At 54.6% G+C, this 24570-nt stretch carries 22 protein-coding genes; 10 read left to right on the top strand and 12 right to left on the bottom strand.

What is annotated here, in order from left to right:
* Positions 1-3: 3 nt before the first annotated feature.
* The 9 genes from A3193_RS15340 to A3193_RS15380 all read right to left on the bottom strand — a co-directional run bounded on the left by A3193_RS15340 (position 4) and on the right by A3193_RS15380 (position 9593).
* Positions 4-1704: a sensor domain-containing diguanylate cyclase gene (locus A3193_RS15340; RefSeq protein ID WP_069015226.1), complete on the bottom strand. Its 1701-nt coding sequence runs from the start codon at positions 1702-1704 to the stop codon at positions 4-6.
* The gene (locus A3193_RS15345) at positions 1697-2407 is read right to left on the bottom strand and encodes a c-type cytochrome (protein WP_141694559.1); all 711 of its coding nucleotides are present in this window, start codon (positions 2405-2407) and stop codon (positions 1697-1699) included. The genes A3193_RS15340 and A3193_RS15345 overlap by 8 nt, the downstream gene beginning before the upstream one ends.
* A 165-nt stretch (positions 2408-2572) precedes the next feature.
* Positions 2573-3841, bottom strand: a complete 1269-nt coding sequence (locus A3193_RS15350) for a heme biosynthesis HemY N-terminal domain-containing protein (RefSeq protein WP_069003385.1) — start codon at positions 3839-3841, stop codon at positions 2573-2575.
* The gene (locus A3193_RS15355) at positions 3838-5004 is read right to left on the bottom strand and encodes a uroporphyrinogen-III C-methyltransferase (RefSeq protein ID WP_069015227.1); all 1167 of its coding nucleotides are present in this window, start codon (positions 5002-5004) and stop codon (positions 3838-3840) included. Before A3193_RS15355 ends, A3193_RS15350 begins: the two co-directional genes overlap by 4 nt.
* A 56-nt stretch (positions 5005-5060) precedes the next feature.
* The gene (locus A3193_RS15360) at positions 5061-5816 is read right to left on the bottom strand and encodes a uroporphyrinogen-III synthase (protein WP_069015228.1); all 756 of its coding nucleotides are present in this window, start codon (positions 5814-5816) and stop codon (positions 5061-5063) included.
* 11 nt (positions 5817-5827) lie between these two features.
* Positions 5828-6760, bottom strand: a complete 933-nt coding sequence (gene hemC, locus A3193_RS15365; protein WP_069003377.1) for a hydroxymethylbilane synthase — start codon at positions 6758-6760, stop codon at positions 5828-5830.
* A gap of 261 nt (positions 6761-7021) precedes the next feature.
* Positions 7022-7645: a c-type cytochrome gene (locus A3193_RS15370; RefSeq protein WP_069015229.1), complete on the bottom strand. Its 624-nt coding sequence runs from the start codon at positions 7643-7645 to the stop codon at positions 7022-7024.
* Between the two features lie 19 nt (positions 7646-7664).
* Complete coding sequence (locus A3193_RS15375; protein ID WP_069003375.1) at positions 7665-8402, bottom strand: LytR/AlgR family response regulator transcription factor; 738 nt, start codon at positions 8400-8402, stop codon at positions 7665-7667.
* A gap of 102 nt (positions 8403-8504) precedes the next feature.
* Positions 8505-9593, bottom strand: a complete 1089-nt coding sequence (locus A3193_RS15380; protein ID WP_083218157.1) for a sensor histidine kinase — start codon at positions 9591-9593, stop codon at positions 8505-8507.
* Between the two features lie 245 nt (positions 9594-9838).
* Here A3193_RS15380 and argH point away from each other — a divergent pair, with 245 nt between their 5' ends.
* The 5 genes from argH (at position 9839) to A3193_RS15405 (ending at position 13486) form a co-directional block, all read left to right on the top strand.
* Positions 9839-11233, top strand: a complete 1395-nt coding sequence (gene argH / locus A3193_RS15385; RefSeq protein WP_069003373.1) for an argininosuccinate lyase — start codon at positions 9839-9841, stop codon at positions 11231-11233.
* Positions 11230-11598, top strand: a complete 369-nt coding sequence (locus tag A3193_RS15390) for a VOC family protein (protein WP_069003369.1) — start codon at positions 11230-11232, stop codon at positions 11596-11598. The genes argH and A3193_RS15390 overlap by 4 nt, the downstream gene beginning before the upstream one ends.
* A gap of 25 nt (positions 11599-11623) precedes the next feature.
* On the top strand, positions 11624-11980 hold the full coding sequence (locus tag A3193_RS15395; protein WP_069003367.1) for a nucleotide pyrophosphohydrolase: 357 nt from the start codon (positions 11624-11626) through the stop codon (positions 11978-11980).
* A gap of 138 nt (positions 11981-12118) precedes the next feature.
* Positions 12119-12289, top strand: a complete 171-nt coding sequence (locus A3193_RS15400) for a rubredoxin (RefSeq protein ID WP_069015230.1) — start codon at positions 12119-12121, stop codon at positions 12287-12289.
* Between the two features lie 39 nt (positions 12290-12328).
* Positions 12329-13486, top strand: coding sequence for an FAD-dependent oxidoreductase (locus tag A3193_RS15405; protein WP_069015231.1), 1158 nt, complete (start codon positions 12329-12331; stop codon positions 13484-13486).
* Here the strand turns inward: A3193_RS15405 and A3193_RS15410 are convergent.
* Together A3193_RS15410 and A3193_RS15415 are read right to left on the bottom strand one after the other, a co-directional pair.
* Positions 13457-14008: a DUF1415 domain-containing protein gene (locus tag A3193_RS15410; protein WP_069003364.1), complete on the bottom strand. Its 552-nt coding sequence runs from the start codon at positions 14006-14008 to the stop codon at positions 13457-13459. The two genes, A3193_RS15405 and A3193_RS15410, sit on opposite strands and share 30 nt — an antisense overlap.
* On the bottom strand, positions 13998-14816 hold the full coding sequence (locus A3193_RS15415; RefSeq protein WP_069015232.1) for an MOSC domain-containing protein: 819 nt from the start codon (positions 14814-14816) through the stop codon (positions 13998-14000). Before A3193_RS15415 ends, A3193_RS15410 begins: the two co-directional genes overlap by 11 nt.
* A 143-nt stretch (positions 14817-14959) precedes the next feature.
* Between A3193_RS15415 and A3193_RS15420 the strand changes: the two genes are divergently transcribed.
* The 3 genes from A3193_RS15420 (at position 14960) to A3193_RS15430 (ending at position 19972) form a co-directional block, all read left to right on the top strand.
* Positions 14960-16069, top strand: a complete 1110-nt coding sequence (locus A3193_RS15420) for a PilT/PilU family type 4a pilus ATPase (protein ID WP_069003361.1) — start codon at positions 14960-14962, stop codon at positions 16067-16069.
* 414 nt (positions 16070-16483) lie between these two features.
* Positions 16484-19567 carry an EAL domain-containing protein gene (locus A3193_RS15425; RefSeq protein ID WP_069015233.1) on the top strand — a complete coding sequence of 1028 codons (3084 nt, stop codon included), beginning with the start codon at positions 16484-16486 and terminating at the stop codon, positions 19565-19567.
* 180 nt (positions 19568-19747) lie between these two features.
* Positions 19748-19972 (top strand): hypothetical protein, encoded by a 225-nt coding sequence (locus tag A3193_RS15430; RefSeq protein WP_069003358.1) that lies wholly within the window; start codon positions 19748-19750, stop codon positions 19970-19972.
* A 164-nt stretch (positions 19973-20136) separates the two neighbouring features.
* Here A3193_RS15430 and A3193_RS15435 read toward each other — a convergent pair whose 3' ends face one another.
* Complete coding sequence (locus A3193_RS15435; protein ID WP_069003356.1) at positions 20137-21219, bottom strand: XrtA/PEP-CTERM system-associated ATPase; 1083 nt, start codon at positions 21217-21219, stop codon at positions 20137-20139.
* A gap of 398 nt (positions 21220-21617) precedes the next feature.
* Here A3193_RS15435 and A3193_RS15440 point away from each other — a divergent pair, with 398 nt between their 5' ends.
* Together A3193_RS15440 and A3193_RS15445 are read left to right on the top strand one after the other, a co-directional pair.
* Positions 21618-22085 (top strand): peroxiredoxin, encoded by a 468-nt coding sequence (locus A3193_RS15440; protein WP_069003355.1) that lies wholly within the window; start codon positions 21618-21620, stop codon positions 22083-22085.
* A gap of 54 nt (positions 22086-22139) precedes the next feature.
* Entirely contained in the window at positions 22140-24491 is a 2352-nt protein-coding gene (locus A3193_RS15445) for an ATP-binding response regulator (protein WP_069003353.1), read from the top strand.
* Positions 24492-24570 lie beyond the last annotated feature (79 nt).

Genomic DNA, 24570 nt, shown 5'->3' on the forward strand with positions numbered 1-24570 from the left:
AGCTTAACTTTCCGTCGGAAGGTCGGCGATGGAATCGTCATAGACCACAACTCGGTTCCGACCGGTTCGCTTCGCCTGATAGAGCGCCTGATCGGCCCTGATCAGAATCTCATGGTAACTCTTGTCACTTGGCTCGATGGTGCTGACCCCGATACTGATGGTGACCGGAATTCTCACATGCTCGCTTTCATAGGCATTGTCCGCCACCAGTGTGCAGATCCTCGAAGCGAGAAACTTTGCGCCTTTCTCATGGGTTTCGGGTAACAGCATGAGAAACTCCTCACCCCCGTAACGGAACAGAATATCCTGTCCCCGGGTCACCTTTGCCAGGATCTCCACCACATGTCGCAATACCTCATCCCCCATGGTGTGGTTATGGGTATCGTTGATCTCTTTGAAGTGATCCAGATCGAGCATCATCACTGACAGCTCCCGATTGAATCGTTCGGCGCGGCGAAACTCCCGATCACCAACCTTCTCCAGCTCCCGTCGGTTGGAGAGCCCGGTCAGGGCATCGGTGGTGGCAAACTGTTTGAGCTGACGGTAGGCGATTTTTTTCTGCACCGAATTTCTGGCGAAAAAGAGACTGATCAAGGCGGTAACGAAGAACAGCAACAGGTAGGTAACCGCTGCCACCATGAGACGTTTTAGTGTCAGCTCCTCGATCTTGTCCTTGGATATATGGGAGAGATAGATCCAGTGGCGCTCACCTACCTGACGTTCCCTGGGGCTATCGAGCTGGCTGAATTCAATATTTTCCAGGGTACCCTGCTTACTCATATCCATTGGATAGGTTTTCTGGAATACAAACAGACCATCATCGGAAAAAAATGAGCCCTTATCACTGGACTCCATGGCGTGCCAGACATCCGGACGGTCATCCTTGAAGGTCTCTTCACGGCCGTACATGAATCCCCATAGCTCCTCTTTCGGCTTGCCGATCAACCAGTAACCGTCGCTATTGAGCATCACCGCCTGACCCAATCTGGCTGTAAAGATATCTTCAATCCGCTGCAACAGTTCTTGCGGATCGTAGTTGATGATCAGTACACCACGCTTCTCCCCATAACCGTCCACCACCGGGGTTGCAAAACGGATGGTTGGCCTGATCGGCTGTTCGATCACACCCTTCTCCACATTCAGGTCCAGCGGGGATATATAGATCGCCCCCGGATTGAGCTGAAAGGACTCCTTGAAATAGTAGCGCCCCCCTTTATCCTGCATCTGAGCGCGCGGCACGATCTCCTGCTCACCCCCGATATTGTTGATCCGGATGACCTCCACGCCATGCTCATCCAGATAGCGTATCTGCATATATTTCGGTTTTCTGCGGGCAAACAGGGAAAACTCTCTGGCTACCCTGACCCAGTTTTTCAAGCTCTCTTCATGTAGATAGGTTCTCAGCACCTCCCCCTCTGCCAATACGAACAGGTCGGAGAGTTTCTGCACAAAGATCAGGGAGGTGAGCTGACTGGCATTGCTCAGTGCCGCCTCTTCACGGATCAGTGCCGTCTGCAGCTCATATTTTTGAGTCTGGTTGGAAAAGGCGTAGAAGATGCCGGCCAAAACGATCGACACCGGGATAAACAGCCACAGAAAACTGACAAGCAGCTCCCGCCGCTCAGAGAATTCAGCCTGAGCCTCTGGATCTGAATCAGCCTCACCCGAAGGAGACCTCAAATCGGGGTTGGAGGAATCATTCACGTTTGCGGTCTTTCCAGGTCATCGAGGTGCTTTTATCTTCATCAGTTACCATGCGGGAGACGTAGTCTGCCAACGCTTCGAGATCCCGCTGTCCAAAATCGCGGATTGTTTTCATCATCTGCTCGTTGGCATTTCTGCGTTTGCCATTCTTGATCCACTTCAGCTGACGCAGCAGATAGTGATAGTGCTGTCCCTGAATCAGGGGATAGGCCTTTTCAGCTTCACCCTCCCCCCGCTTGCCATGACACTCGGTACAATATTCCTGGTAGAGACCTTTGCCATGATCCAGATCCACACCGGGCCCCTTGCCCGTTGCGCCGGTCATCTTAAGATTCTCGATATAGACCGCCACATCAGCAATCGCCTGAACACCGCCGATCTCTTCAGGAATCGCAAACGGGTACATGGAGGGATTGTCACGGTTGTTGGCACGAATATCGGCCAGCTGTTTGATCACCACACTGCGATGTTGTCCGGCAATCTGCGGATAGGCGCCGTTGGGGGTTCCCCAGCCTTCCGGCATGTGGCAGACCGCACAGCTTTCATAGATCGCCTGACCACGACGATGATCGCCTTCGAGCTGCAGTGCCGCAGCACTTTCATCTTCATCGTCAGAGGCGTTCCAGCCAGCAAAGCTGGAGAAACTTAAAACGGCAGCCAGGTAAGGAAAGATTATAACCGGCAGCGGAATTGGATTAGTCAATTTTGACAATGCCCTCGCGGAACTTTGCTCGTTAAAAGACTGACAACTCCTTTTGTGTGATAGATGGATTTCGTTAGCCTGCAGACACTCCAAGCTAACGAGGTTCAGATGCTAATACTAACCCACAAAACCCTACAATTGATAGAGCTATTGGTTTACAAAAGTTCACACATTTTCCACCAGAGAGGGGGGCTGGACAGGCTCTGAACTCTGACTCAGCGCAGGTCGTGCGCTGATTGGCGGCAGTGATTTTTGCGACTCTTGATGGGCCAGACCAAGCCCCGAACGAAAGCACTGCATCGCCTTATCCGTCTCACCCAGGCGCTCCAGCAGGACCCCCAACTGCTGATAGGACTCAGCGGTTGGTGCAATGGCAATACTTGCCTCCAGATAACTGCGGCCTTTACCCCATAGTTTATTCTGCAGGGAGAGTCTTGCCAGGGTAAGCAGCAAGATTGGATCCTCGGGATGCTGCTTTAACCACCCCTCTGCTGTGGCGAGCTGTTGAGAGGGATCAGCCAGCTCGATCTGACCATACAAGGCAACCAGTTCGCCAGACCACTCACGCTGGATTGAGTTGACGATCAACGGCTCCACCCTGGATCCGGCATCCAGTTTCATCATGTAGCGAGAGTAGTCGAGCAGCATGGATTGCTGCTGGCGCACAGCCTTGGGAATGATCTGCCAATAGCTCACCAGCGTGCTCAACTGGCTCGATTCCTGTTTCAGGCGTTCACCATAGACCCGCCTCTCCAGACTCTGAAACTCCTGCTCATTGATCACCCGGCGACGCTTCAGCTCAGGCAGCATCTCCTCCAGTTTTTGCCACTCTCCGAGATTTTCATAGAGCTTTTTCAGCAGGGTCATCACATAGCTGTGTTTGGGGGAGAGGGAGCGCACATGCATCAGGGTAGCCAGTGCCTGCTCATATTGCTGATGAGCCAGTTGCAATTCAGCCTGGGTCAAACCGACCGCCACATCGGCAGAGGGCATACTCTCATGGGCCAGGTGCAGGTAATCATCCCGCCGCTCATGCTCACCCTGCAGCTGTGCGGCTCTGGCCGCCGCCAGATAGTTCAGCAGCGGTGTCTCAGACTGGGTTGCGAAGCGGGTCAGATGCCGCTCCGCCACTTTCCAGCGACCCTCAGCCAACTCCACCAATCCACGGGTGAGGGCTTGCTGGGCTTTCAACACTCGCCGCTTCTGCCGCCAGCTGGCAATTCGAATCGGCATACTCCAGAGATGAATTGCGCTTCGAATGATCATGTAAAGCAATACAAACAGGGCAACCGCTGCCAGCACGAACAGGGCCAGGCTGCCCTCCACGGTCCATTGGCCATAACCGATCAGGACATATCCGTTATCCTGCTTGACCCAAAGTGACAGCAATACCGCACCAAGCAGAGCAATAAAGGCCGCGATCAGGATTCTCACTGCGCTCCTCCCTGACTCAGTTGCTGGCGCTGTTCCTGCAATACCCGCAAGGAAGCTGAGATATCCGGCAATTGCGGGGCAATATCCCGTTTCGTCAGGGCTTCGAGCTGCCCTTTGAACCCGGAGACACCCGGATCCTCCATCAGGAAGTAAGCGCTCAACCACTCCAGCGCCCCATTAAGGCTGTCCTGATAGAGGCTGGCATCCTGCCCCATCAAAGCGGCCTTTGCGTTTTCCAGTTTCAGACGCAGGTTCTGAATCAGAAAGTAGCGTTGCTCCGGTGGCAGCATGGCGCTCACCGGACGATCATGGTGACGGATCACCATCATCGATTTAAAACCCTGCCAAAGATCATCGACGATCTGTTCCAGTGCCAGACTCTCGGTGCTCGCCACCGACTCACCCCCGGCAGTCTGCTTCTCATTCGCGATCAGAGCGATTCCTTCGTCATGCAGCGGCAGCCGCTCCACCTGATCGGCCAGGGCTGTCAGTTCGGCGCTGATACCCGCCTGATCGACAATCGGCACCGCTTTCAGCTGGGTGATCTCACGGGCCAGCTGCTCGCGCACCCCGGACCAGACCGGATCACCACTGGCACTGAGCCTCTCATCAGCGGACTTCAGCGCCTCCAGGGCCGTTGAAACATCACCCATCAGGCTGACGCGGTGATTTGCCACACGGATCAGATACTCCGCTTCGGCAACCCGCCATTGACCCTCCCGGCCACCCAGTTTGGTCTGTATCTCAGACAATGAGCGGTAGAGCTGGGTATCCTGCTTTTTGGCTGCCTCTTTGGCCTGTTTGACACGTTCCGCCTGCTCCACCAGGGCCTGCTGTTGCTCAGCAATCTGCTGTTGCTGCTTGGTGAAGGCCTGCTGGGACTGCATAAGACGCTCTGCAAACTGACTCTGCTGCTGATTTGCCTCTGCCAGATCACGGTTCATCTGCTCCAGGGTCGTCTTCATCTCAACCCAGTAGCGGTAGCCGAACACCAATGAGGCAATAACGGCCAACAGCGCCACACCGGCCAAAACAACTGGTAAGCGTGCCGTGTTGGATTGGCCTGATCCTGACTCCAGCACCTCAACTTCAGCTTCGATCGCCTGATCAAAATCTTCATCCCTGTCAGATGATCTGTTATCACCCTGTTGTTGTTCACTCATTGGTTTCTGAATACCTTCTGTTACCTCGACCAACCATCACAGCACAGCGGTCGGACTCACTCCACCCAGTGGCAGATAGCCTCCATCAATGAACGGTCATCGGCACCTGAGGCTCTGATGATGGTGGAGAACCCCAATCGATGTGCCTCCAGCTCCATTCGCTCACTGATCACGACCAGCGGTGTCTGCGAGAGTTTTGACCAACCCGTTTCACCGACGATTTCCACCAGATTCTGTAATATCTCTCTGCTGGTGGTGGTCACCAGCTGAACATTCTCACTCCAACCTGCCAGCAGCGACTCTGTATGAGGATCGGGTCTCTCCCGCCGATAGACCTCAGCATAACGCACTTTAGCGCCCCTCGCCTGCAGCGTATCACCCAGCAGAGCACGGCCTCCCTCGCCTCTGACAATCAGGATTTTCAGTCCATCCACCTGGTTCAGTTCCGGTAATGATAACAGGCCTTCGCTGTCGTAACCCCGATCGGGTATCAAATCCACATTAAATCCGGCCTGCTTCAAATGTCGGGCAGTCGATGCACCGACAGCACCAATACCCGCATCCGCTGACCCATGCTCAGCCAGCAGTCTCAATCCAAAACGTACCGCATTGGGACTGACAAAGATGATCCAGTCCCATCTCGATGCCAAAAGCCGTTGTGCCTCAGCGGGGTCCCGACTGGGCAGGATCTCAATCGCCGGCAGCCGTACCGCACGACCCTCACAAGCCTCGATCATCCGGGCAAGCTGTTCGGACTGATGGGCTGCCCGGGTAACCAGAACACCGTAGCCCCTCAGATCACAGTCAGCCATAGCATCATCGATCAGTTGCTGTTCTCATACAGGGCCTGAAGGATCGAATCCGCCCCCCAATCCAGCAGACGCTCGGCCAATCCGACACCCATCGCTTCAGCCTCCTCGACGGTACCTTCCACTTCACCACGGATGATCTTGCTGCCATCGGGTTCACCCACCAGGCCACGCAGCCACAGATTTCCCGACTCCAGCATGGCATAGCCGGCAATCGGCACCTGACAACCACCATTGAGCCGCTGATTCATCGCCCGCTCAGCCATAACACAGGCAGCGGTCTCCTGGTGATGCAGGGGGGCGATCAGATCATTGACCCGCTTGTCGTCGACCCGGCACTCGATGCCGACCGCGCCCTGACCGATCGCCGGCAGACTCTGTTCCGCTCCGATCAAGGCGGTAATACGCGCTTCGAAACCGAGACGTATCAGCCCGGCAGCGGCAAGAATGATCGCGTCATACTCCCCGTCATCGAGCTTACGCAGACGGGTGTTCACATTACCGCGCAAGGATTTGATCTTCAGGTCGGGACGCTGTTCCGCCAGCTGTGACTGACGCCGCAAACTGGAGGTACCGACACAAGCCCCCTGGGGCAACTGATCGAGGTTCTGGTAGTTGTTAGAAACAAACGCATCCCGCGGATCCTCGCGGGACATGATCACAGCGAGATGCAGACCAGGCGGCAGCTCCACCGGCACATCCTTCATCGAATGCACCGCAATGTCCGCCTGATCGGCCATCAAACCCTGCTCCAGCTCTTTGATGAACAGCCCCTTGCCACCGATTTTCGCCAATGGGGTATCGAGAATCTTATCCCCCTGTGTGCTCATGCCGAGCAGTTCAACCTCGAGCCCCGGATGAGCCTTTTTCAGCTCCGCAGCAACATGTTCCGCCTGCCACATGGCCAGGGGTGATTTACGGGTGGCGATTCGGATAGTTTGGGACATCAACAGAAGACCTCGAATGTTGCCGCCTGACGGCTAACCGCCAAACAGTCGATATGTGATGATTTCAGGAAGTTAGAACCAACCACCGGCGGCCGTCTGGCAGCGCTACCGATCTATGTTCAGTGCTTCTCTAAGGATAATTAGGCGCCTATGCTAAAGCCTGCCGGGATTCGGCGCAATTCCATTAGCCTGCCAGGCCAGCCCCCGGTTACGCGTAGACTTGAACCCTGCAACCCTGCCCGCCGCTCACCGGATTCTCGTTCAGGGCCTGCCTTTTCCATAGTAGTGAATCAAAGCCTCCAACCCCGGCTCTCCGTGGTTGCGTATCAGACGCGCCAGCTGACGATTCATCTCCTCGTCACCCTGATTGATACCGATCAGATAGTCGCGAATCGTCCAGCGCAGATAATCCATCCACCGGCCGATCAGCAGCGGCGCCCCTTTATCGCTCGGCTTCAAGCCATCCCCGTGGCACTCCCGGCAGTAACGACGATGTAACTGTCGACCTCGATCAGCCAGCTGCCACTTGGCATCCTGCTTGTTAACCCGATAGGGTTGCCGGCTGAAATAGTCCGCCATGGTTTCAACCTGACGCTTGTCATAGGCACCCATGATCCGATCCATGATGGTGCCGAAACGCCCCCCGTACCGATAGGCCGCCAGCACGTTCAGCAGATAGTCCCTCGGCAGACCGGCAATCGAGGGGATCGCGGGAGACTGGCTCTGCCCCCCAGGGCCATGGCAGGAGAAACAGGTTTGAACCACCATTGGAGGATAAACCGCATCATCAGCGGAGACGGACAGGGCCCCTCTCTCCTCAGCGGTAACGGCAAATGACCAGCCAACGGTCAGGCCGTACAAACAGAAAGTTATCAATAGTCTCATATGGTCAAGAGAGAGCCCATCAGGACTTTTTTTCAGCTCCCCGTATGATACGCCTTACTTCAGGCAGATGACGTCGACTGATCTCCAATGTTTCATCACAGCCCTGCAAGACGGCACGGCTGCTCCCATCCACGCCTTTTTCCAAACCAATCAGGCTGCGTCTGACCACCAAGGCGTTACGATGGATACGCAACAGCCAGTCACTGTAACGCTCCTGCAACGCCTTCAGGCTCTCTTCCAAGAGCAATTCACCCTCTAAATGGCGCGCGATGACATATTTCGAGTCAGCTCGCAGATAGATTACCTGATCCAACGGGATGGTGGTCAGCCCGCCACGGTAGCTGGCCTTGAGCTTCGGCACTCCCTGACCTTCCGCAGCCGCATTGATCTGACTGCGGGTCACTCTCTGACAACGCTCCAACGCCTCCAGCAGACGGGCTCTGCGCACCGGCTTGAGCAGATAATCCTGGGCTGCAGTCTCAAACGCCTGTAGCGCATGCTCCTCAAACGCGGTAGTGAAGACCACGGCCGGCGGAGACTCAGACTGCGCAAGCTGACTGGCCGCTTCAAGACCATCCATACCGGGCATATGGATATCCATCAAAACCACATCAGCCCCAAGCTGGCTGAAAAGGCTCAGTGCCGCCTCGCCATTGGCCGCTTCCCCGACCACCTCATAGGGGGCACCCAACTCCTCGACCAGAGAGCTCATACGATCTCTCGCCAGGGCTTCGTCATCCACGATCAATATTTTCAAACCCGTGCCTCATAATTAAGCGCATGCCAATCCCTGTGATCCACCCTTTGATCCAGCGGTTTAGACTGACTCCGAATGGTACAGAATCCATAACGAGTGAGACTACCCCCACCAGGGATGAGGGATCACCAGCCGAACCTGATAGTCACCATCCACGATGGTTTCCGTCAAACTCGCTTCCAGGTCATAGACGCCGGCCAGTCTGGCGCGAATATTCTCCATTGCCAATTTATTGCCCTGGCGTTGGCTGGTCTGATGAGCCTCCGGCAGGGTATTGCGAATACTCAGATTGATCCTTTTACGGCGATAGTGACCTGAGAGGGTGATCCGCCCCCCATCCGGAGCCGGCTCGATACCATGGTAGATCGCATTTTCCAGCAACGGTTGGAGGATCATCGGCGGCATAGATGCCTTGTCAGGCAGATCCTCATCCAGAGACCAGACCACCTCCAGCCGCTCTCCAAGCCGATAGTGTTCGATGCTCAGATATTGTCGCGCCAGTTCGAGCTCCTTACCGAGAGTGGAGGGCCGTGCCGAATCCCCCAGGGAGACCCGGAACAGATCGGCAAGATCCTCTACCACCTCTTCCGCCAGTTTGGGATCCGAACGGGTCAGACTGGCAATGGTATTCATGCTGTTGAACAGAAAATGGGGGCGTATCCTGGAGTGCAGGGCCTGTAACCTGGCACTGTTTTCAGCCTCTTCCTGACAGCGCCACAGATGTTGCAGATAGAGATAGTGAAGCACCAGAATACCGACGATCGCACTGATTGCCAGCGCCCGGGGCAACAGGTCGCTGTAGGCTTCATGGGCGGCTTGCTGAGCGCTGTCGAGTCCCAGGTTCAGCCACACGATCAGCTGATAGACGAACAGTGTCATGACCATCAGGATCAGAAATGAGGCCATGCCAGCTCCCCAGTTACCGATACGGTTGAGCTGCTTGCGAAACAGACAGATCAAGCCGGCACTGCTTAAACCGATCCACTGCACCATCAGTGAGATTCGGCTCAGAGGCATCATGAAATCCTCAAGCCGTTCCACCGCCGCCAGACTCAGGATGATCGCCAGCAGCTCACAGATCACCACCACCGCAAAGACTACCCGAATGGCGCAGAAATTGGGTAAAAAGAGCACTTTGCTCTTTTCAGACGATACGGATTTTTTGTTTTCCTGCTGGGTATCCCTAGGCATGTCCACTACCGGTTTTTAACTGATCCCAATCCCCATTTTCCAGGCTCTATGACAACCATGCTGAGAGCCCGGTCGGATGCGTGACCCTTTGGCGTATCTGCCCCAGAAGAACGGTTTCAGGCTAAGCATCTGTTTTTCTTCACTATACATCAAACCACATCGATATGACTCAGCAATGCGGCCAATCCCGCCCCCTGCTATAATCCGCGCTGTTTCACCTCAGAACCTAATCAGGATTGTTCTTCATGAGCGACAATCACCTCACAGCCAAACCCTGGTCCGGCCGTTTCAACGAGCCCACCGATGCCTTCGTCGAGGCCTTTACCGCCTCGGTGGATTTCGATCGCAGACTCTATCGCTACGATATCGAGGGCTCCATCGCCCACGCCCGCATGCTGGCGCAACAGGGAATCCTCAGTGAGCAGGAGCGGGATGACATCATCCAGGGCCTGGAACAGATTCAAAGCCGCATCGCTGCGGGGGAGTTCCAGTGGTCTGTCTCACTCGAAGATGTCCACATGAACATCGAATCGGCGCTTACCGAGGCTATCGGCGATGCCGGCAAAAAACTTCACACCGGCCGCTCGCGCAATGACCAGGTTGCCACCGACATCCGCCTCTGGTTGCGCGATGAGATCGATGCACTGAGAATCGCGATTGGCAAACTGCAGACTGCACTACTGGATAAAGCGGAGCAGGAGGCAGAGACCATCCTGCCCGGTTTCACCCACTTGCAGACAGCCCAACCGGTCACCTTCGGTCACCACCTGATGGCCTGGTTCGAGATGCTGGATCGAGATCGGCAACGACTGGCCGATTGCCAGCAGCGGGTCAATGTGATGCCGCTTGGGGCGGCCGCGCTGGCCGGCACCACCTATCCCATCGACCGTCAGATGACCGCACAACTGTTGGGCTTCAGCGCCCCGGCGGAAAACTCCCTGGATGCGGTCTCGGACCGGGACTTTGCCATCGAATTCTGTGCCGACGCCAGCATTTTGATGATGCACCTCTCCCGCTTTTCGGAAGAGTTGATCATCTGGTCCTCCGCCCAGTTCGGCTTTATTGAGCTGTCAGACAGTTTCTGTACGGGTTCCTCGATCATGCCACAGAAGAAGAATCCGGATGTGCCGGAGCTGATCCGTGGCAAGACAGGACGCATCTATGGCCATCTGATCGGCCTGCTGACCCTGATGAAGAGTCAGCCTCTGGCCTACAACAAGGATAACCAGGAAGACAAGGAGCCCCTGTTCGACACCGTCGACAACCTGAAGGGCTCGCTCAAAGTCTTCGCCGAAATGATTCCCGCCATCAGTTGCCGCAAACAGGCGATGCGCCAGGCTGCGATGCAGGGTTTTGCCACCGCCACCGATCTGGCCGACTACCTGGTACGCAAGGGGATCCCGTTCCGTGACGCCCATGAGGTGGTTGGCAAAGCCGTAGCCTTCGGTGTCGCCGAAAGCCGGGATCTGTCGGAGATGAGCCTGGCCGAGCTGCAGCAATTCTCCGATCAGATCGATGAGGATGTCTTCGAGATTCTCACCCTGGAGGGGTCCGTCTCGGCCAGGGATCACATAGGCGGTACTGCCCCCGCCCAGGTCCGCCAGGCGATCCAGCGCGCCCGTCAGCGAATAGCCGAATGATCAGCCGACTCCACCATGTCAGTCTGCTGGTCGCCGATACCGACAGAGCACTCGACTTCTACTGTGGTCTGCTGGGATTGAGCGTGGACGAGCAACGCCCGGAGCTGGGCTTCCCCGGGGCCTGGTTACAGGTCGGGGAGCAGCAGATCCATCTGCTGGAGCTGCCAAATCCTGACCCGCTCGAGGGACGCCCCGAGCATGGTGGCCGGGATCGCCATACTGCCTTTTTTGTCTCCGATTTCGAGGCGCTGAAAAGCAGACTGGACACGGCCGGGATCCCCTTTACCCTCAGTCGTTCGGGTCGCCGCGCGCTGTTTTGTCGCGATCCGGATCAGAACGGCATTGAACTGATTGCCTGCAACTGACCATCTATACACCAGGATGACCGCCATGTCCCAAGACTCCCTGGATAACCTCAATAACAGACTCAAACAGTTTGCCCAAGCCCGGGACTGGGAACAGTTCCACAGCCCGAAAAACCTGACCATGGCAATGATTGCGGAGTGTGCCGAGCTGGTCGAACACTTTCAGTGGATGACGGAGGAACAGAGCATGAATCTCTCCGCAGATAAGCATCAGCAGGTCGCCATGGAGATGGCTGATATTCTTATCTATCTGATCCGTTGTGCCGAACGACTGGATATCGATCTGGTCGATGCGGCGGAGCGAAAAATCGCCATTAACGAGGCCCGCTACCCGGCCGAAAAGGTGCGTGGTGATGCCCGTCGGGCAGATGAGTACGATTGAGCCGGATCAAGGCTGCCACTGCCAGGCAAAGGCTGATTTTACTCTTTCCCCAATCTTTGCAGGGTGGAGTGGAGAGGGGTATCAGGCTATCTTTTAGCAAAACCCTTTAATCCACTCAGGAATAGGTTGGGAGAAGTTATGAAGAAGTATCAATGTATCGTCTGTGGCTTTATCTATGACGAAGCGGAAGGATTGCCGGAAGAGGGTATTGCCGCCGGAACACGCTGGAGAGAAATCCCGGATGACTGGGAGTGTCCGGAGTGTGGTGTGAGCAAAGCTGACTTCGAGATGGTGGAGATGGTAGCCTAGGAGCTGGGACCTCCAAAGCGGATTATTTAAAACAAGAAGATGGAAAAAATTCTGATTCTCGGTTCCGGCCTGGCCGGCTACAGCCTTGCCCGGGAGATCAGGGCCGTCGATGAGTCAATCGAACTGCAGATGATCACCGCGGATGCGGGTGATTTCTACTCAAAACCGATGCTTTCGAATGGCCTCGCACAGGGCAAGCAGAGCCAGGACCTGGTCAATGCCACGGCAGAGAGCATGAGCGACAAGCTTAAAATGCGCATCGACACCAACTGCCGTGTCACCGCCATCGATACCGAACGCCAACAGGTGATCACCGATCGGGGTGAGCATCACTACACGTCACTGGTACTGGCTCTTGGGGCGAAACCGATCATTCCCGTCATGCGTGGTGATGCTGAGCAACATCGAGTCACCGTCAACAGTCTCTATGACTACCACCGGTTCAGGCAGCTGCTGCCCCAATCACCCGCCCATGTGGCGATCATCGGGCCTGGCCTGATCGGCTGTGAGTTTGCCAACGACCTGTTGAGCCAGGGCTATCAGGTCAGTCTGATCGGACCGGACCCCCACCCGATCAGCACCTTGCTGCCGGCAATCACCGGCAAAGCCCTGCAGCAGGCCATGACAGAGGCCGGCGCCCATTGGCATCTGCAACAGACGGCCGCCATCATGGATCAATTGGCACAAGGCTACCGCCTGACCCTGACGGATGCTTCGATTATCGATTGTGATCTGGTGCTCTCAGCCGTTGGCCTGCTACCGGAGATGCAGCTGGCTACCGAGGCCGGTCTGGGGACAGCCAGGGGTATCGTTACCGATCGCATGCTGAGAACCAGTAACGAGCGAATCTACGCACTGGGAGACTGTGCCGAAATCGCCGGTTTCAACCTACCCTATGTAATGCCGATCATGAACGCCGCTCGTGCGCTGGCCAAGACCCTCACCGGTGAGCCCACCGAAGTGGTCTATCCGGCCATGCCGGTGGTGATCAAGACACCTTTGCATCCAATCGTTATCGCGCCACCACAGCGCGGAGCGGCAGGTGACTGGCAAAACCACCAGGACCAGCAGGGCACAGAGTGCCTGTTCCATGATCCAGAGGGTCAACTGAGTGGCTTTGTCCTGAGTGGCAAATATGTGGAGCGCAAACAGTCGCTGACCAAGCAGCTACCCCACCTTCTTCCGGCAACGGGCTAATCGCTGCTCTACGGCCTCCAGACCCATCTCCCGTAATAACTCGATATTTCGCTGTGGGATCAGCTCCGGTTGCGGGTAGTGTTTCAGCGCCTCAGCCAAAGATTCCTCTCTGATGAAGTGAAACATGGGGTAGGGAGAACGATTGGTATAGTTGGCCGGATCGCTTTCATCACTACCATCAAATTGGTAATCCGGGTGGAAGCTGGCGAGCTGAAACTTGCCTTCCAGGCCCGCTTCGGGAATCACCTCCTCCACCACCTGCAGCAGATCAAGATAATCATCAAACGCTTCAAGACCTGCCGGTACGATCAGCAGGCTGGCCTCAGCATCCTGCAGCTGCAGCATGGTCTCAAATTCAGCCAGGATTGCCCGGTAGATTCCATCCATATCGGACTCCGGGCAGACCAGATAGCGAATACGCCCCGCCTCTACCGGCACAGCGGCAAATGGACATAGATTGAGCCCAACAACTGTTCCTTCCACCCAGCATCGGGTTGCTGCCAGTATGGCTTCATTGTTCATCACGATACTCCAGAATTTCCACTGACATCCCCACCCCCAGCTCTCCCGGGTGATCATAGATCAGATTCTGCCCGAAATAGACCTGTTTTCCCCGTCGTCGGTAAGCGGCCAGGGAGGCCAGCGGTTCAGCACCCCGCACCCCGGTGGCGGGATCCACGCTCGTAATGCTGCAACGGGAACAGGGCTTCACCAGTCGCAGCTCCATCGTTCCGATACGAATCCGTGACCACTGATCCTCGGCGTATGGCTGTGTGCCCGAAACCACCAGATTGGGACGAAAGCGTGCCATGGAGAGGGGTGACTCAAGCCGGCTGTTGAGCTCCTCAAGTGAGGCCTCAGAGGCCAGCAGCAGAGGGAAGCCATCGCTAAAGGCCGTAAGATGTCTGGGCTCCGCATAGCGCTGATCCACCTGACGTTTCACATCGTCCATCATATAGACAAGACGGCACTCAACACCGAGAAAACGACTCAACCAGGCATCAGCCCGCTGTTCAACCAGACAACCTTCGAGGCGATCCTGCCAAACCTCAACCTCGATTCTGGGCGCGGCAAAGGTTGGTCTGCCCACCCGCAAGCTGGGCATATCCGGGGCTGTCAGCAGCAGCCCATCGGATTCGACCTCGACTCCAATCAGGGTCATCCTGGGGAGTTCCCGCTGAGATAAAAATCCCCCATCGCGATCCACCACCATCCAGCGCCGGTCGTGCACCAGGCCAAACCCGTCCACGCTGGAGCGATCGACAGCCACGCCTCTCAGGGACTTCACCGGATAGCAGTGAAGCCCCGATAAACAGATCGGGGTAGACATTAACCCTCCTATATTCGAGTGTTTTAATCATTTTACAAAAAATTAGCTACATTCCTGAGAGGATCTGCCGATATGGAATCTGCTACTTAACAATTCCAGCGAAGGACAAGTGTACATGTCCATCCGCTCAGGAGGAGAACTGTATGGATATCGTGCCCTATCTGAAACTGATGGTGCAAAAAAATGGATCAGACCTATTTTTCAGTACAGGCGCCCCGCCCAATCTGAAGGCAGAGGGTGAGACACGACCGGTAGGCACGGCCCCACTCCAGTCAGGTCAGGTGAGAAAACTCGCCTATGGCATCATGAGTGATGATCAGATCAAGGAGTTCGAGGCCACTTATGAGTGCAATCTTGCCATTTCGGTCAATGCACTGGGTCGATTCCGGGTCAATGTCTATCGCCAGCGAGGCGATGCAGCGATGGTCATTCGCTACATCAAAGGCGTTATTCCTCCAGTTGAAAAACTCAATCTGCCGATCATTCTGAAGGATCTCATTATGGAGCCCCGGGGACTGATCCTGGTCGTTGGCGCCACCGGATCGGGTAAATCGACCACCCTCGCGGCGATGATTGAACATCGCAACCAGAACCGCACCGGCCATATTCTGACCATCGAGGATCCGATTGAGTATCTCTACACCCACAAAAAGTCGGTTGTCGACCAGCGGGAAGTCGGACTCGATACCCTCTCCTATGAGAATGCACTGAAGAATGCCATGCGTGAGGCGCCGGATGTGATTCAAATTGGTGAAATCCGGGAAATGTTCACCATGCAGCATGCCATTGCCTATGCAGAAACAGGACACCTCTGTCTCTCAACCCTGCACGCCAACAATGCCAACCAGGCACTGGACCGAATCATCAACTTCTTCCCGGACTCCGCCCACCAGCAGCTCTACATGGATCTTTCGCTTAATCTGAGAGCGGTCGTTTCACAACGACTGGTGAAAGGCAAAAATGGCCAACGACTGCCTGCCGTTGAGATACTGTTGTTGACCTCCTATATCTCCGAACTGATCCAGAAAGGCGACATCCATACCATCAAAGAGGTGATGGAACAGGGGAACGAACGGGGTATGCAGACCTTCGATCAATCCCTCTACAAACTCTACCAGGAGGGTAAAATCACTCTGGAAGAGGCTTTGGCACATGCAGACTCCCGCAACAACCTGTCACTGAAGATCAGACTCTCAGATACCAATGGCGTGGCAGCACCTGGCAGTTTAGGCGTTGCCGAGGACCAGTTCTGATTCAGCCTGCAGGTTGAGTGGCAACACTCATTCAGATCCCCTCAAGCGGAGGGGGGGATGATTGCCACTCAGTTGAAAATCCCCGAAACGGGTATAAAAAAGTGTTGGCCATGAGCCAGATAACACGGCAGTGACTACAGATGATAACCTACATTAATATAAAGGATTTATGGAAGGCCTACTGACCGGTCAATAAATAGATATCCAAAAGGAAAGAGAAGAGGACTCTCGTGTTGGAACTCATACCAGTCATTCTGCATCAGTCGTGGGTGGATCGAAAGCCTACGATCAGCAGATCTCACATCGAATATCGAACGCAACGGACCCATACCTTCCGCTTATTGATTGCGGCACTCTACTGCTTTTTCACTGACCGGCAGCCGGCGTCTATTGGCGTTTACCAGGAGAGGCAGATTGAATTCCGTTAAATTCATAGCGGCCTTGATCTTCCTGATTGGTGCGGAGGCCAGTCTGCTGCTTTTTGACTATTGGCGGGAGATCGATCATCAGCTTGAGCGGGCCGAGGCAACCCGTCAGACAGCCGTTACCACCGCTCTGAAAAGCTATCGGCGGATTATCGAAGTTTTCTATAGAGATCGGTTCAATCAGCCACCGACAGCGTCCCTGCTGGCGGCGGCAAGCAGCGACGACAAACAACAGAGCGAGTTACGCAGCCGTCTCTTTCAGCGCTTCATCACAAGCTATAAACACCTGCAGCAAGAGGGTATCCATGGCCTGCAATTCATACTCCCAGACGGTCGGGTCTTTCTACGCTTCGATCAACCCGGGAAATTTGGTGACAAGGTTATTGAGCATCGTCCGATGTTGCAGGGGGTATTGAATGGATTCCCCCAGGGCGGAATGCTCGAATATGATCCAGCCAATCCAAGCCACAGATTCGCCTTTCCGATCATACATCAGGATCGGATGGTGGGGATCATCGATTTCGGAGTCGCCTTCGAAGCGATTCGCAAAACTCTCAACCAATTGAGTACTATGCGTGACACCCATTTCCTGCTGGTTTTAAAACAGGATCTGTATGAAACGGTAACCAATCCCCAGCTGTATCCACGCTATCGGACAACAAGAATCAATCCCAGTCTGCTGCTCGAAGTGACAAGGCAGAATCATGACCAGCTCCGCTCACTGAACAAAATCGAGGCTCAGCTGGAGACGAACGCGTCACTCCATCTTGCACTGGATCAGAATCAGGACTTCACCGAGGAGGTCTGCATTAAAGCCGATGAGTGTTTCATCGTCAGCCTGCAGGCGCTTTGGGACAACCGGCAGATGGCTAATGGCTATATTCTCAGTTACTCCGCCGTTACTGAACTGCGCAACCTCCGCAGCAAACACCTGACCCTTTTTTTGATCGGCATCATACTCACATCCCTCGCACTCTACGCCTTCAATCATTGGTTACAGACCAACAAACGACTGCAGACAATTTCCGATCATATGGCGGAGGGGATGTACGTAACCGACACCAAAGGCAACATCAACTACGTCAATCCCAAAGCCTGTGCCATTCTAAAGTATAAAAAGCATCAGCTGCTTGGGCAGAATGCCCATCAGCTGTTCCATTGCAATGAGCAAGGCAAATCGCTGGCGAATCAACCCTGCGTGATTCTGCAGCACAATCTCAGCGGCGATCACTGTAACAGTGAAGAGTTGCACTTCAAATGCCACGACGGCAGAACCATCCGCACCAGCATCGTCTGCTCGCCGACCTGGACAAACGGTAGCCTAACCGGATCTGTGGTGCTGTTTCGCGACATTACCCGGGAACATGAAACCAAGCGCAGACAATACCGCAGCGATATCGCCTTGAACTCTCTGGCGGAAGGGGTAATGGTCACTGATGCCGATGCAAACATCGAAGCCGTCAATAAAGCGTTCAGCCTGATCACGGGTTACCAGGAAGAGGAGGTTCTCGGCAAGCGGCCCAACATCCTCAAGTCAGGCCAGCATGATGACCTTTTTTATGAGGAGATGTGGGACCGACTCATTCTTGATGGCCATTGGGAAGGAGAGATCTGGAATCGCCGCAAAAACGGGCAGATCTATCCGGAGTTGTTGCGCATCACCAGCGTTCTGGGAAAAGCGGGCAGTGTCAGCTCCTATGTGGCAACTTTCAGTGATGTGACGGAGAAGCGCCAACATGAGATGGCGTTGCACAATCTGGCCTATACCGATCCACTTACCCAGTTGCATAATCGTGCCGCCTTCCTGGAGATGTTCGATCATGCCTTGGCACACACCGAACGCCGTCATACCCAATGCGCCCTGCTCTATCTCGACCTGGATCGTTTCAAAAAAATCAATGACACCCTGGGCCATGACATGGGTGACAAGGTTCTGCAGATAAGCGCCGAGCGACTCAACCAGGCAGTGCGCAACAATGATGAGGTGGCACGTCTCGGCGGTGATGAGTTCATCGTCTTGTTGGAAGACATTCACCAGGATGACGCGCCGGCCAGAGTCGCTCGAAAAATCATCAGTCTGCTGAGCCAGCCGATCAATCTGGAACCTCACACGCTGCATATCACCACCAGCATCGGCATCGCCATCTATCCGGATGACGGCAATGACACCACCACCCTGTTAAAAAATGCTGATACAGCCATGTATATGGCCAAACGTGAGGGACGAAACGGCTATCACTACTTCACCAAGGCGATGGCGAAAAAAGAGGAAAATCGTTTCAAACTCGAAATCGACCTCCATACCGCGCTGATGAATGACGAATTTCTGCTGCGTTATCAACCCAAGGTCGACCTCTACTCAGGTGAGACGGCCGGCTTCGAAGCCCTGCTCTACTGGCAACATCCGCAGCGTGGGCTGTTGTCCGCAGGTGAGTTCCTCAGTGTTGCCCACGATGCGGGAGTGATGCGGGAGATCACCCACTGGGTGATCAATGAAGCCTGCAGTCAGATGCACTCCTGGCTGGATCAGGGCCTGAACCCTGGCCGCATGGCAATCAATATCGACACCCACACCTTCAACAGCAGTGACGCCTACGATCAGATCTGTCGCACCGTTGAAATGAGCGGCGTCAGCCCACACAAAATCGAACTTGAAATTGCTGAAAGCGGTCTGCTGGAGAAGCCCTTCGACGACCCTTTCTGGGATCAACTGGTGGACCTCGGGTTCACCCTCTCGATCGATGATTTCGGCACTGGCGTCTCCTCACTCTATCGCCTCAAACGCCTGCCGGTCACAACCCTGAAGATCGACCAGTCATTCATCCAGAATATTGAGCATGATGAACAGGACCGCAGCATTATCTGTACGGTGATTGCGATGGGCAAAAGCCTGGGATTGAATATACTGGCGGAGGGTGTGGAAAACCACAGACAGCTTCACTTTCTCTGTGAGATCGGCTGTGACGAAGGCCAGGGCCATCTATTCTCCAGACCCCAGCCGCCGCTGGTGATCACTGAACTGCTCTCTTCAAACCACTATAAACAACTGGTTGAAGTATCCGCCAATCATTGAAAACCATCCCCTGTCGGAATCCAGGCCCATACTGCACTAGGCCATTGATTTCAATGGCTTACCATGTCATTTGCCAAGTGTAAAAACAGCCTGGTCTTGATTCGTATCGGAGCGGTCATTTGGGGTATAGTAGGACGGAACCGAATAGCATCATCCCGCAGAATATGAGGCAGCATACTGATGAATGAGACCTATATGGTATTGCCAAGCTCAAGACCAGAGCAGATTCGCCTGATCAAGGTACCCCACGACCTGGATCGCAATGAAGCCTATCGATTTGCCACAGGCATCATCGCCCATGCGGAGGAGAGCAATGCCGACTATGGTTGGGAGGAGATCGCCGAAGCTCTGGAGGCACGAGGGTTTGAGACGGTTGAGGCCATCATCGGTCCGGCGCTCGACTGATCCGGCACGATCCAACACCTCGACAGAGATAAAGGCACTCCTTTGCGACCAGGGAATCCTTGCAAACCGTCATCAGAAGTCGCTTGAAGTGCCTGACGGTGCGAGGCAGAAGCGCGACTCACGGAGACTGGGAATAAACCCATCGGGCACCGCTTCAATCGGTCTCAATCGATATCGTCATACTCATCCAGGTCCATCTGCAGCAGTATCGCCTTGCGCAGCAACTTCTGTTCATTTCGCTGGGTCTTCTTCAGGGTACTGATCTCCTTCTCCAAATCCTGAATACGATAGATGAGCTCTTCCGCATCGGCCATTGGCTGAGCAGCCTGCTGTGGCGCGACCGCCTGATTATTGTTACCTGCCGCGCCGGGATGCAGTGGTGATACCGATGCCAGCTGGGGCCCCTGCTGCTTCTCATCAACCGGCGGATTGAAGCTGACCTCCTGCTCCAGCTCCTCGATCACAGAGAGCACAGCATCTTTATTCAGCTCATGCATCTCTTCCAGACAACCGAACAGCATCAGTCGGTCACACATCGCATTGATACGCCGGGGCACACCGCCGGTGAATTCAAAAATCATCTTGAACACCCCGTCAGCGAAGATGGGGTCCTGCTGCCAGCCAACCAGTTGCAGACGATGCAGGATATACTTTTCAGTCTCTTCCACACTCAGCGGATCCAGATGATAGGAGGCGATAATCCGCTGCCGGACCTGTTCCATCCCCGGACTCTGCAGGGTTCGCTTAAACTCCTCCTGACCGAGTAGAAATGTCTGCACCAAGGCCCGGTTGTTGACCTGGAAATTGGACAGCATACGCAGCTCTTCAACAGACCTGGCTGGCAGGTTCTGCGCCTCATCCACCACCAGCAGCATCTGCTTGCCCTCTGCATGACGGGCACGGGCGATAGCTTCGAGATTGTGCAGCAGGGTTGCTTTGTTGAGACCTTCGTGGGCCAGACCGAAAGAGGCGCACACCATCCTCAACATATCTTCCGGGTCAACCTGAGTCGTAACCAATTGAGCCGCCATGACATTCATGCTACTCAGCTCATCGAACAGATTGCGTACCAGGGTCGTCTTGCCAGTTCCGATTCCTCCGGTAATGACGATGAAACCCTCACCCTGCTCCAGGCCATAGCGTAAGTAGGCCATGGCACGGTTATGTCCCTTACTGTTGAAGAAAAACTTGTGATCCGGAGTCAGCTGGAAGGGTTTACCCTCCAGTTTGTAAAAATCATCGTACATATCTATTTGGCCTTCATGTTGTTTCTTTGCTTTCCTGCTTGAGAGGCAACCAGCCACTGATAATGATGCCGTCACCAGAGGACAAGTTTCATATTCCGGTATCCATGGCAGAAGAGATCTCAAATATGGTAGTTACATTATGCAACCAATCAGATCATATTCCTACTCTTGGAACTCAATTCCGGCAAAGCAACCAAGCACGACGTGAGGGAAAATCCAAACAAAAAAATAGCGCAATGGATGGTTGACCGAACTCATTCAAGTCATCTATCTTGCGTAGTGACAGCTGTGACCTTAAACCACCTGGGTCGCCAATCTGCAAAATGGCACTAAAGGTTTCATTTCATGGCTACAAAATGACCAAAAAACACAATTAGAACAAGTACCTAGGAGACACAATGCTCAACCCTGGAGATCAAGCGCCATCCTTTGAGTTACCCGATTCGGACATGCATATCATCCGCTCCGGTCAATTTCTCGGAGAGCAGAATCTGGTGATCTACTTCTATCCCAAGGATGACACCACAGGCTGCACCATTGAGGCTGTTGAATTATCTGATTTAACGGATGAGTTTACCGAACTTGACACTCAGGTGATCGGAATCAGCCGGGATAACTGTGTCAGTCATGCTGCCTTTCGTGACAAGCACGGCCTAACGGTCCAGCTTCTGGCAGATACCGAGGGTGAAGTGTGCAAGGCCTACGACGTCTGGCGGGAGAAGGAGAAAAACGGTGAAAAACGCATGGGAATACTGCGTTCCACCTTCATTATCGATAAACAGGGCATCATCACGCACGCACTTTATGATATAAAACCCAAAGGCCACGCCGCACAAGTAATTGACCTAATTAGGGAAATCACCTAAACCTAAAGCTATAAAGTACCCGTTGGGTTCAAGCAGCAAGGCGGTTGATAGCCAGTGAAACTCCGAACCAAGATCCTGATTGTCCTGTTTCTGTTCGGTTTTGCACCTTTGACCGCCATGGTGCTCACCAATCTGCCGTTTGTACTCGAACGGCTTGAGTTCTTTTACCATAAAGCCTATCTGCAGAATCTCAGAGCTGACTTTCGCGACCTGGATGAACATCTTGCCAGTCGAAACGAAATGCTGCGCCTGCTGGCCAAACTGCCGGAGCCCGGCCTGATCCTCGGACAGCAGCAGGATGGGGATAACGGCAAGATCGACGTGGCACGGGTGCGCTACACCGAGTGGATCAACCGGATCCTGCAGGATCACCAGGACATCTTTCAGATTCTGTTTCTCGACCTGCGGGGCAATCCCCGTTACTGGTTGGAACTGAACCATCGCACCCGCCAATGGGAACCGACCATCAAAAAACCCGACATGCCCTCGGAGACCTTCTTCAAGAGCAATGTCAATCAGGAGTTTGGCCGGGTCGCGGCAAGTAAGATCAGTCTCAACCCCAATGTCGCCCATCTCGACCCCCGCCGCTTCATGACCTTGCGTATGATCAGCCCGATTCTCGGTCCTGACAGTAATGATCGCGTGACCACGCTCGGTGCGGTGGTGATCAATATCGATGTGGGAGGCATGGCAAGGGCCTACCGCAACACCTTGTGGGTAACCAATGACGGCAACTACCTTGAACAACGCCTCAGGGGAATCGACAAGGCTCAGGCGTTTGAAGACTTCAGTGGCCTGCAAAGCCTGTTCGAAGAGGGCAACCTGACTCTGTGGGAGGGCCGGGGCCGACAGGTTATCTGGGTGCCACTCTTCACCACGGAGGGTTCAGGCCCCCTCTGGGTCGGACGTCCTGTGGATCCCTCTCCGCTGGATAAATTCCGCAATGTGCTGGTCGCCAGAGTGATGACCATCGTGCTGGTTGCACTGGTCATACTCCTCCTGGTGGCACGTTGGATTGCGTTGCGTGGAGAGCAGTTTGGCGAGCGACTCAGAGACGGTATGGAGCGGGTGCTCAGGCAGGACGATGCGGTGCGCTTCGATTGGCGCGGCTCCAGTGAGATCAAACAGCTGGGCCAGCAACTGACGGAACTCGCGGAAACCCATGCCCAGCAGGCCCGACAGCAGCGACAACATGCTCAACAACTGGAGGAGTCGAATCGTTACAAATCACAGTTTCTTGCCAATGTGAGTCATGAACTGAGAACCCCGCTCAACTCAATCCTGCTACTCTCCAAGATGCTCAACGAGACCAATCAACAGCTGAGCAAGGAGCAACAGAAACAGCTACAGGTGATCCATGAGGCGGGCCAGGATCTACGCACACTGATCGACAATATCCTCGACCTTTCCAGAATCGAAGCCGGACGCGCCAGCTTCACTGTGCAGCAGATCTCCCTGCGTGCACTGCTGGATGACCTGATCGATCTGGTAAAGCCCCAGTTTGATGCTCATGGCCTCTTTCTCAAGCTGGAGATCGATGATCAACTGCCCGAGACCTTCCTCTCTGACCAGGAAAAAGTGCGGCAGATTCTGAAGAATTTTCTCTCCAACGCCTTGAAATTCACCCAAACCGGCGGTGCCACCCTGAGCGCCCGGCTCAGTCAGGACCCGGACCAGCAACCCATCTGCCTGACGGTGGAGGATAGCGGCATCGGCATCGCCAGCGACAAACAGGAGCTGATCTTTGAAGCATTCAAACAGGCCGACGGTTCCACCAACAGACAGTATGGTGGCAGTGGACTGGGCTTGAGTATCAGTCGGGAACTGGCAAGACTTTTGGGCGCAGAGATCACCCTGCAGAGCGAAGAAGGCCAAGGCTCCAGATTCACCCTCTGCCTGCCAACGGCATTCGATTACGCAGCGCACCCCAGCTCTCAAGTCGAGCACTACGAAGCCAACCAAGAGACGGATCTGGTGCGCAGGTCGAAACCGACTCCCATTGCAGAGCCAATCGCGGATAGAGCAACCGCCCAATTCACCGGCCACCGTATCCTGGTGGTCGACGACGATCTGCAGAGTCTGCTGGCGCTGACCCCGCAACTGGAGGCCTGGGGATTCGAGGTAGTGGCTGCCGGAGATGGCCAGGAGGCGATTGAAACGCTCAATGAAGATCAGGATTTCAGCCTGATTCTGATGGACATCATGATGCCTGAACTGGACGGCTATGATACGATCAGACATATCCGTGAGAAGATGGGACTGACTGAATTGGGTATCATCGTTCTCAGCGCCAAGAATGCGGCACAAGACCGCAGTAAAAGCCTGGATGCCGGTGCCAACGAGATACTTGCGAAACCCGTGGATACGGAACACCTCAAATTGGTCTTCAGTACCTATCTGGGGTAGCCCACAGCAGCCATCTCAATCAGAGCACCACACGGCAAGCATGACCTGGCAATGGCAAATATAAACACAGCGACTTGTT

It is taken from the genome of Candidatus Thiodiazotropha endoloripes, assembly GCF_001708965.1.
GTDB classification, from domain to species: Bacteria; Pseudomonadota; Gammaproteobacteria; order Chromatiales; family Chromatiaceae; genus Thiodiazotropha; species Thiodiazotropha endoloripes.

Coding starts and splice junctions, on each gene's coding strand:
- A3193_RS15355 (WP_069015227.1), bottom strand. CDS start 5,004: ATGAGTGAACAACAACAGGGTGATAACAGATCATCTGACAGGGATGAA.
- hemC (WP_069003377.1), bottom strand. CDS start 6,760: ATGTCCCAAACTATCCGAATCGCCACCCGTAAATCACCCCTGGCCATG.
- A3193_RS15410 (WP_069003364.1), bottom strand. CDS start 14,008: ATGAACAATGAAGCCATACTGGCAGCAACCCGATGCTGGGTGGAAGGA.
- A3193_RS15435 (WP_069003356.1), bottom strand. CDS start 21,219: ATGTACGATGATTTTTACAAACTGGAGGGTAAACCCTTCCAGCTGACT.
- argH (WP_069003373.1), top strand. CDS start 9,839: ATGAGCGACAATCACCTCACAGCCAAACCCTGGTCCGGCCGTTTCAAC.
- A3193_RS15380 (WP_083218157.1), bottom strand. CDS start 9,593: ATGCCTAGGGATACCCAGCAGGAAAACAAAAAATCCGTATCGTCTGAA.
- A3193_RS15390 (WP_069003369.1), top strand. CDS start 11,230: ATGATCAGCCGACTCCACCATGTCAGTCTGCTGGTCGCCGATACCGAC.
- A3193_RS15440 (WP_069003355.1), top strand. CDS start 21,618: ATGCTCAACCCTGGAGATCAAGCGCCATCCTTTGAGTTACCCGATTCG.
- A3193_RS15370 (WP_069015229.1), bottom strand. CDS start 7,645: ATGAGACTATTGATAACTTTCTGTTTGTACGGCCTGACCGTTGGCTGG.
- A3193_RS15405 (WP_069015231.1), top strand. CDS start 12,329: ATGGAAAAAATTCTGATTCTCGGTTCCGGCCTGGCCGGCTACAGCCTT.
- A3193_RS15415 (WP_069015232.1), bottom strand. CDS start 14,816: ATGTCTACCCCGATCTGTTTATCGGGGCTTCACTGCTATCCGGTGAAG.
- A3193_RS15395 (WP_069003367.1), top strand. CDS start 11,624: ATGTCCCAAGACTCCCTGGATAACCTCAATAACAGACTCAAACAGTTT.
- A3193_RS15430 (WP_069003358.1), top strand. CDS start 19,748: ATGAATGAGACCTATATGGTATTGCCAAGCTCAAGACCAGAGCAGATT.
- A3193_RS15400 (WP_069015230.1), top strand. CDS start 12,119: ATGAAGAAGTATCAATGTATCGTCTGTGGCTTTATCTATGACGAAGCG.
- A3193_RS15360 (WP_069015228.1), bottom strand. CDS start 5,816: ATGGCTGACTGTGATCTGAGGGGCTACGGTGTTCTGGTTACCCGGGCA.
- A3193_RS15420 (WP_069003361.1), top strand. CDS start 14,960: ATGGATATCGTGCCCTATCTGAAACTGATGGTGCAAAAAAATGGATCA.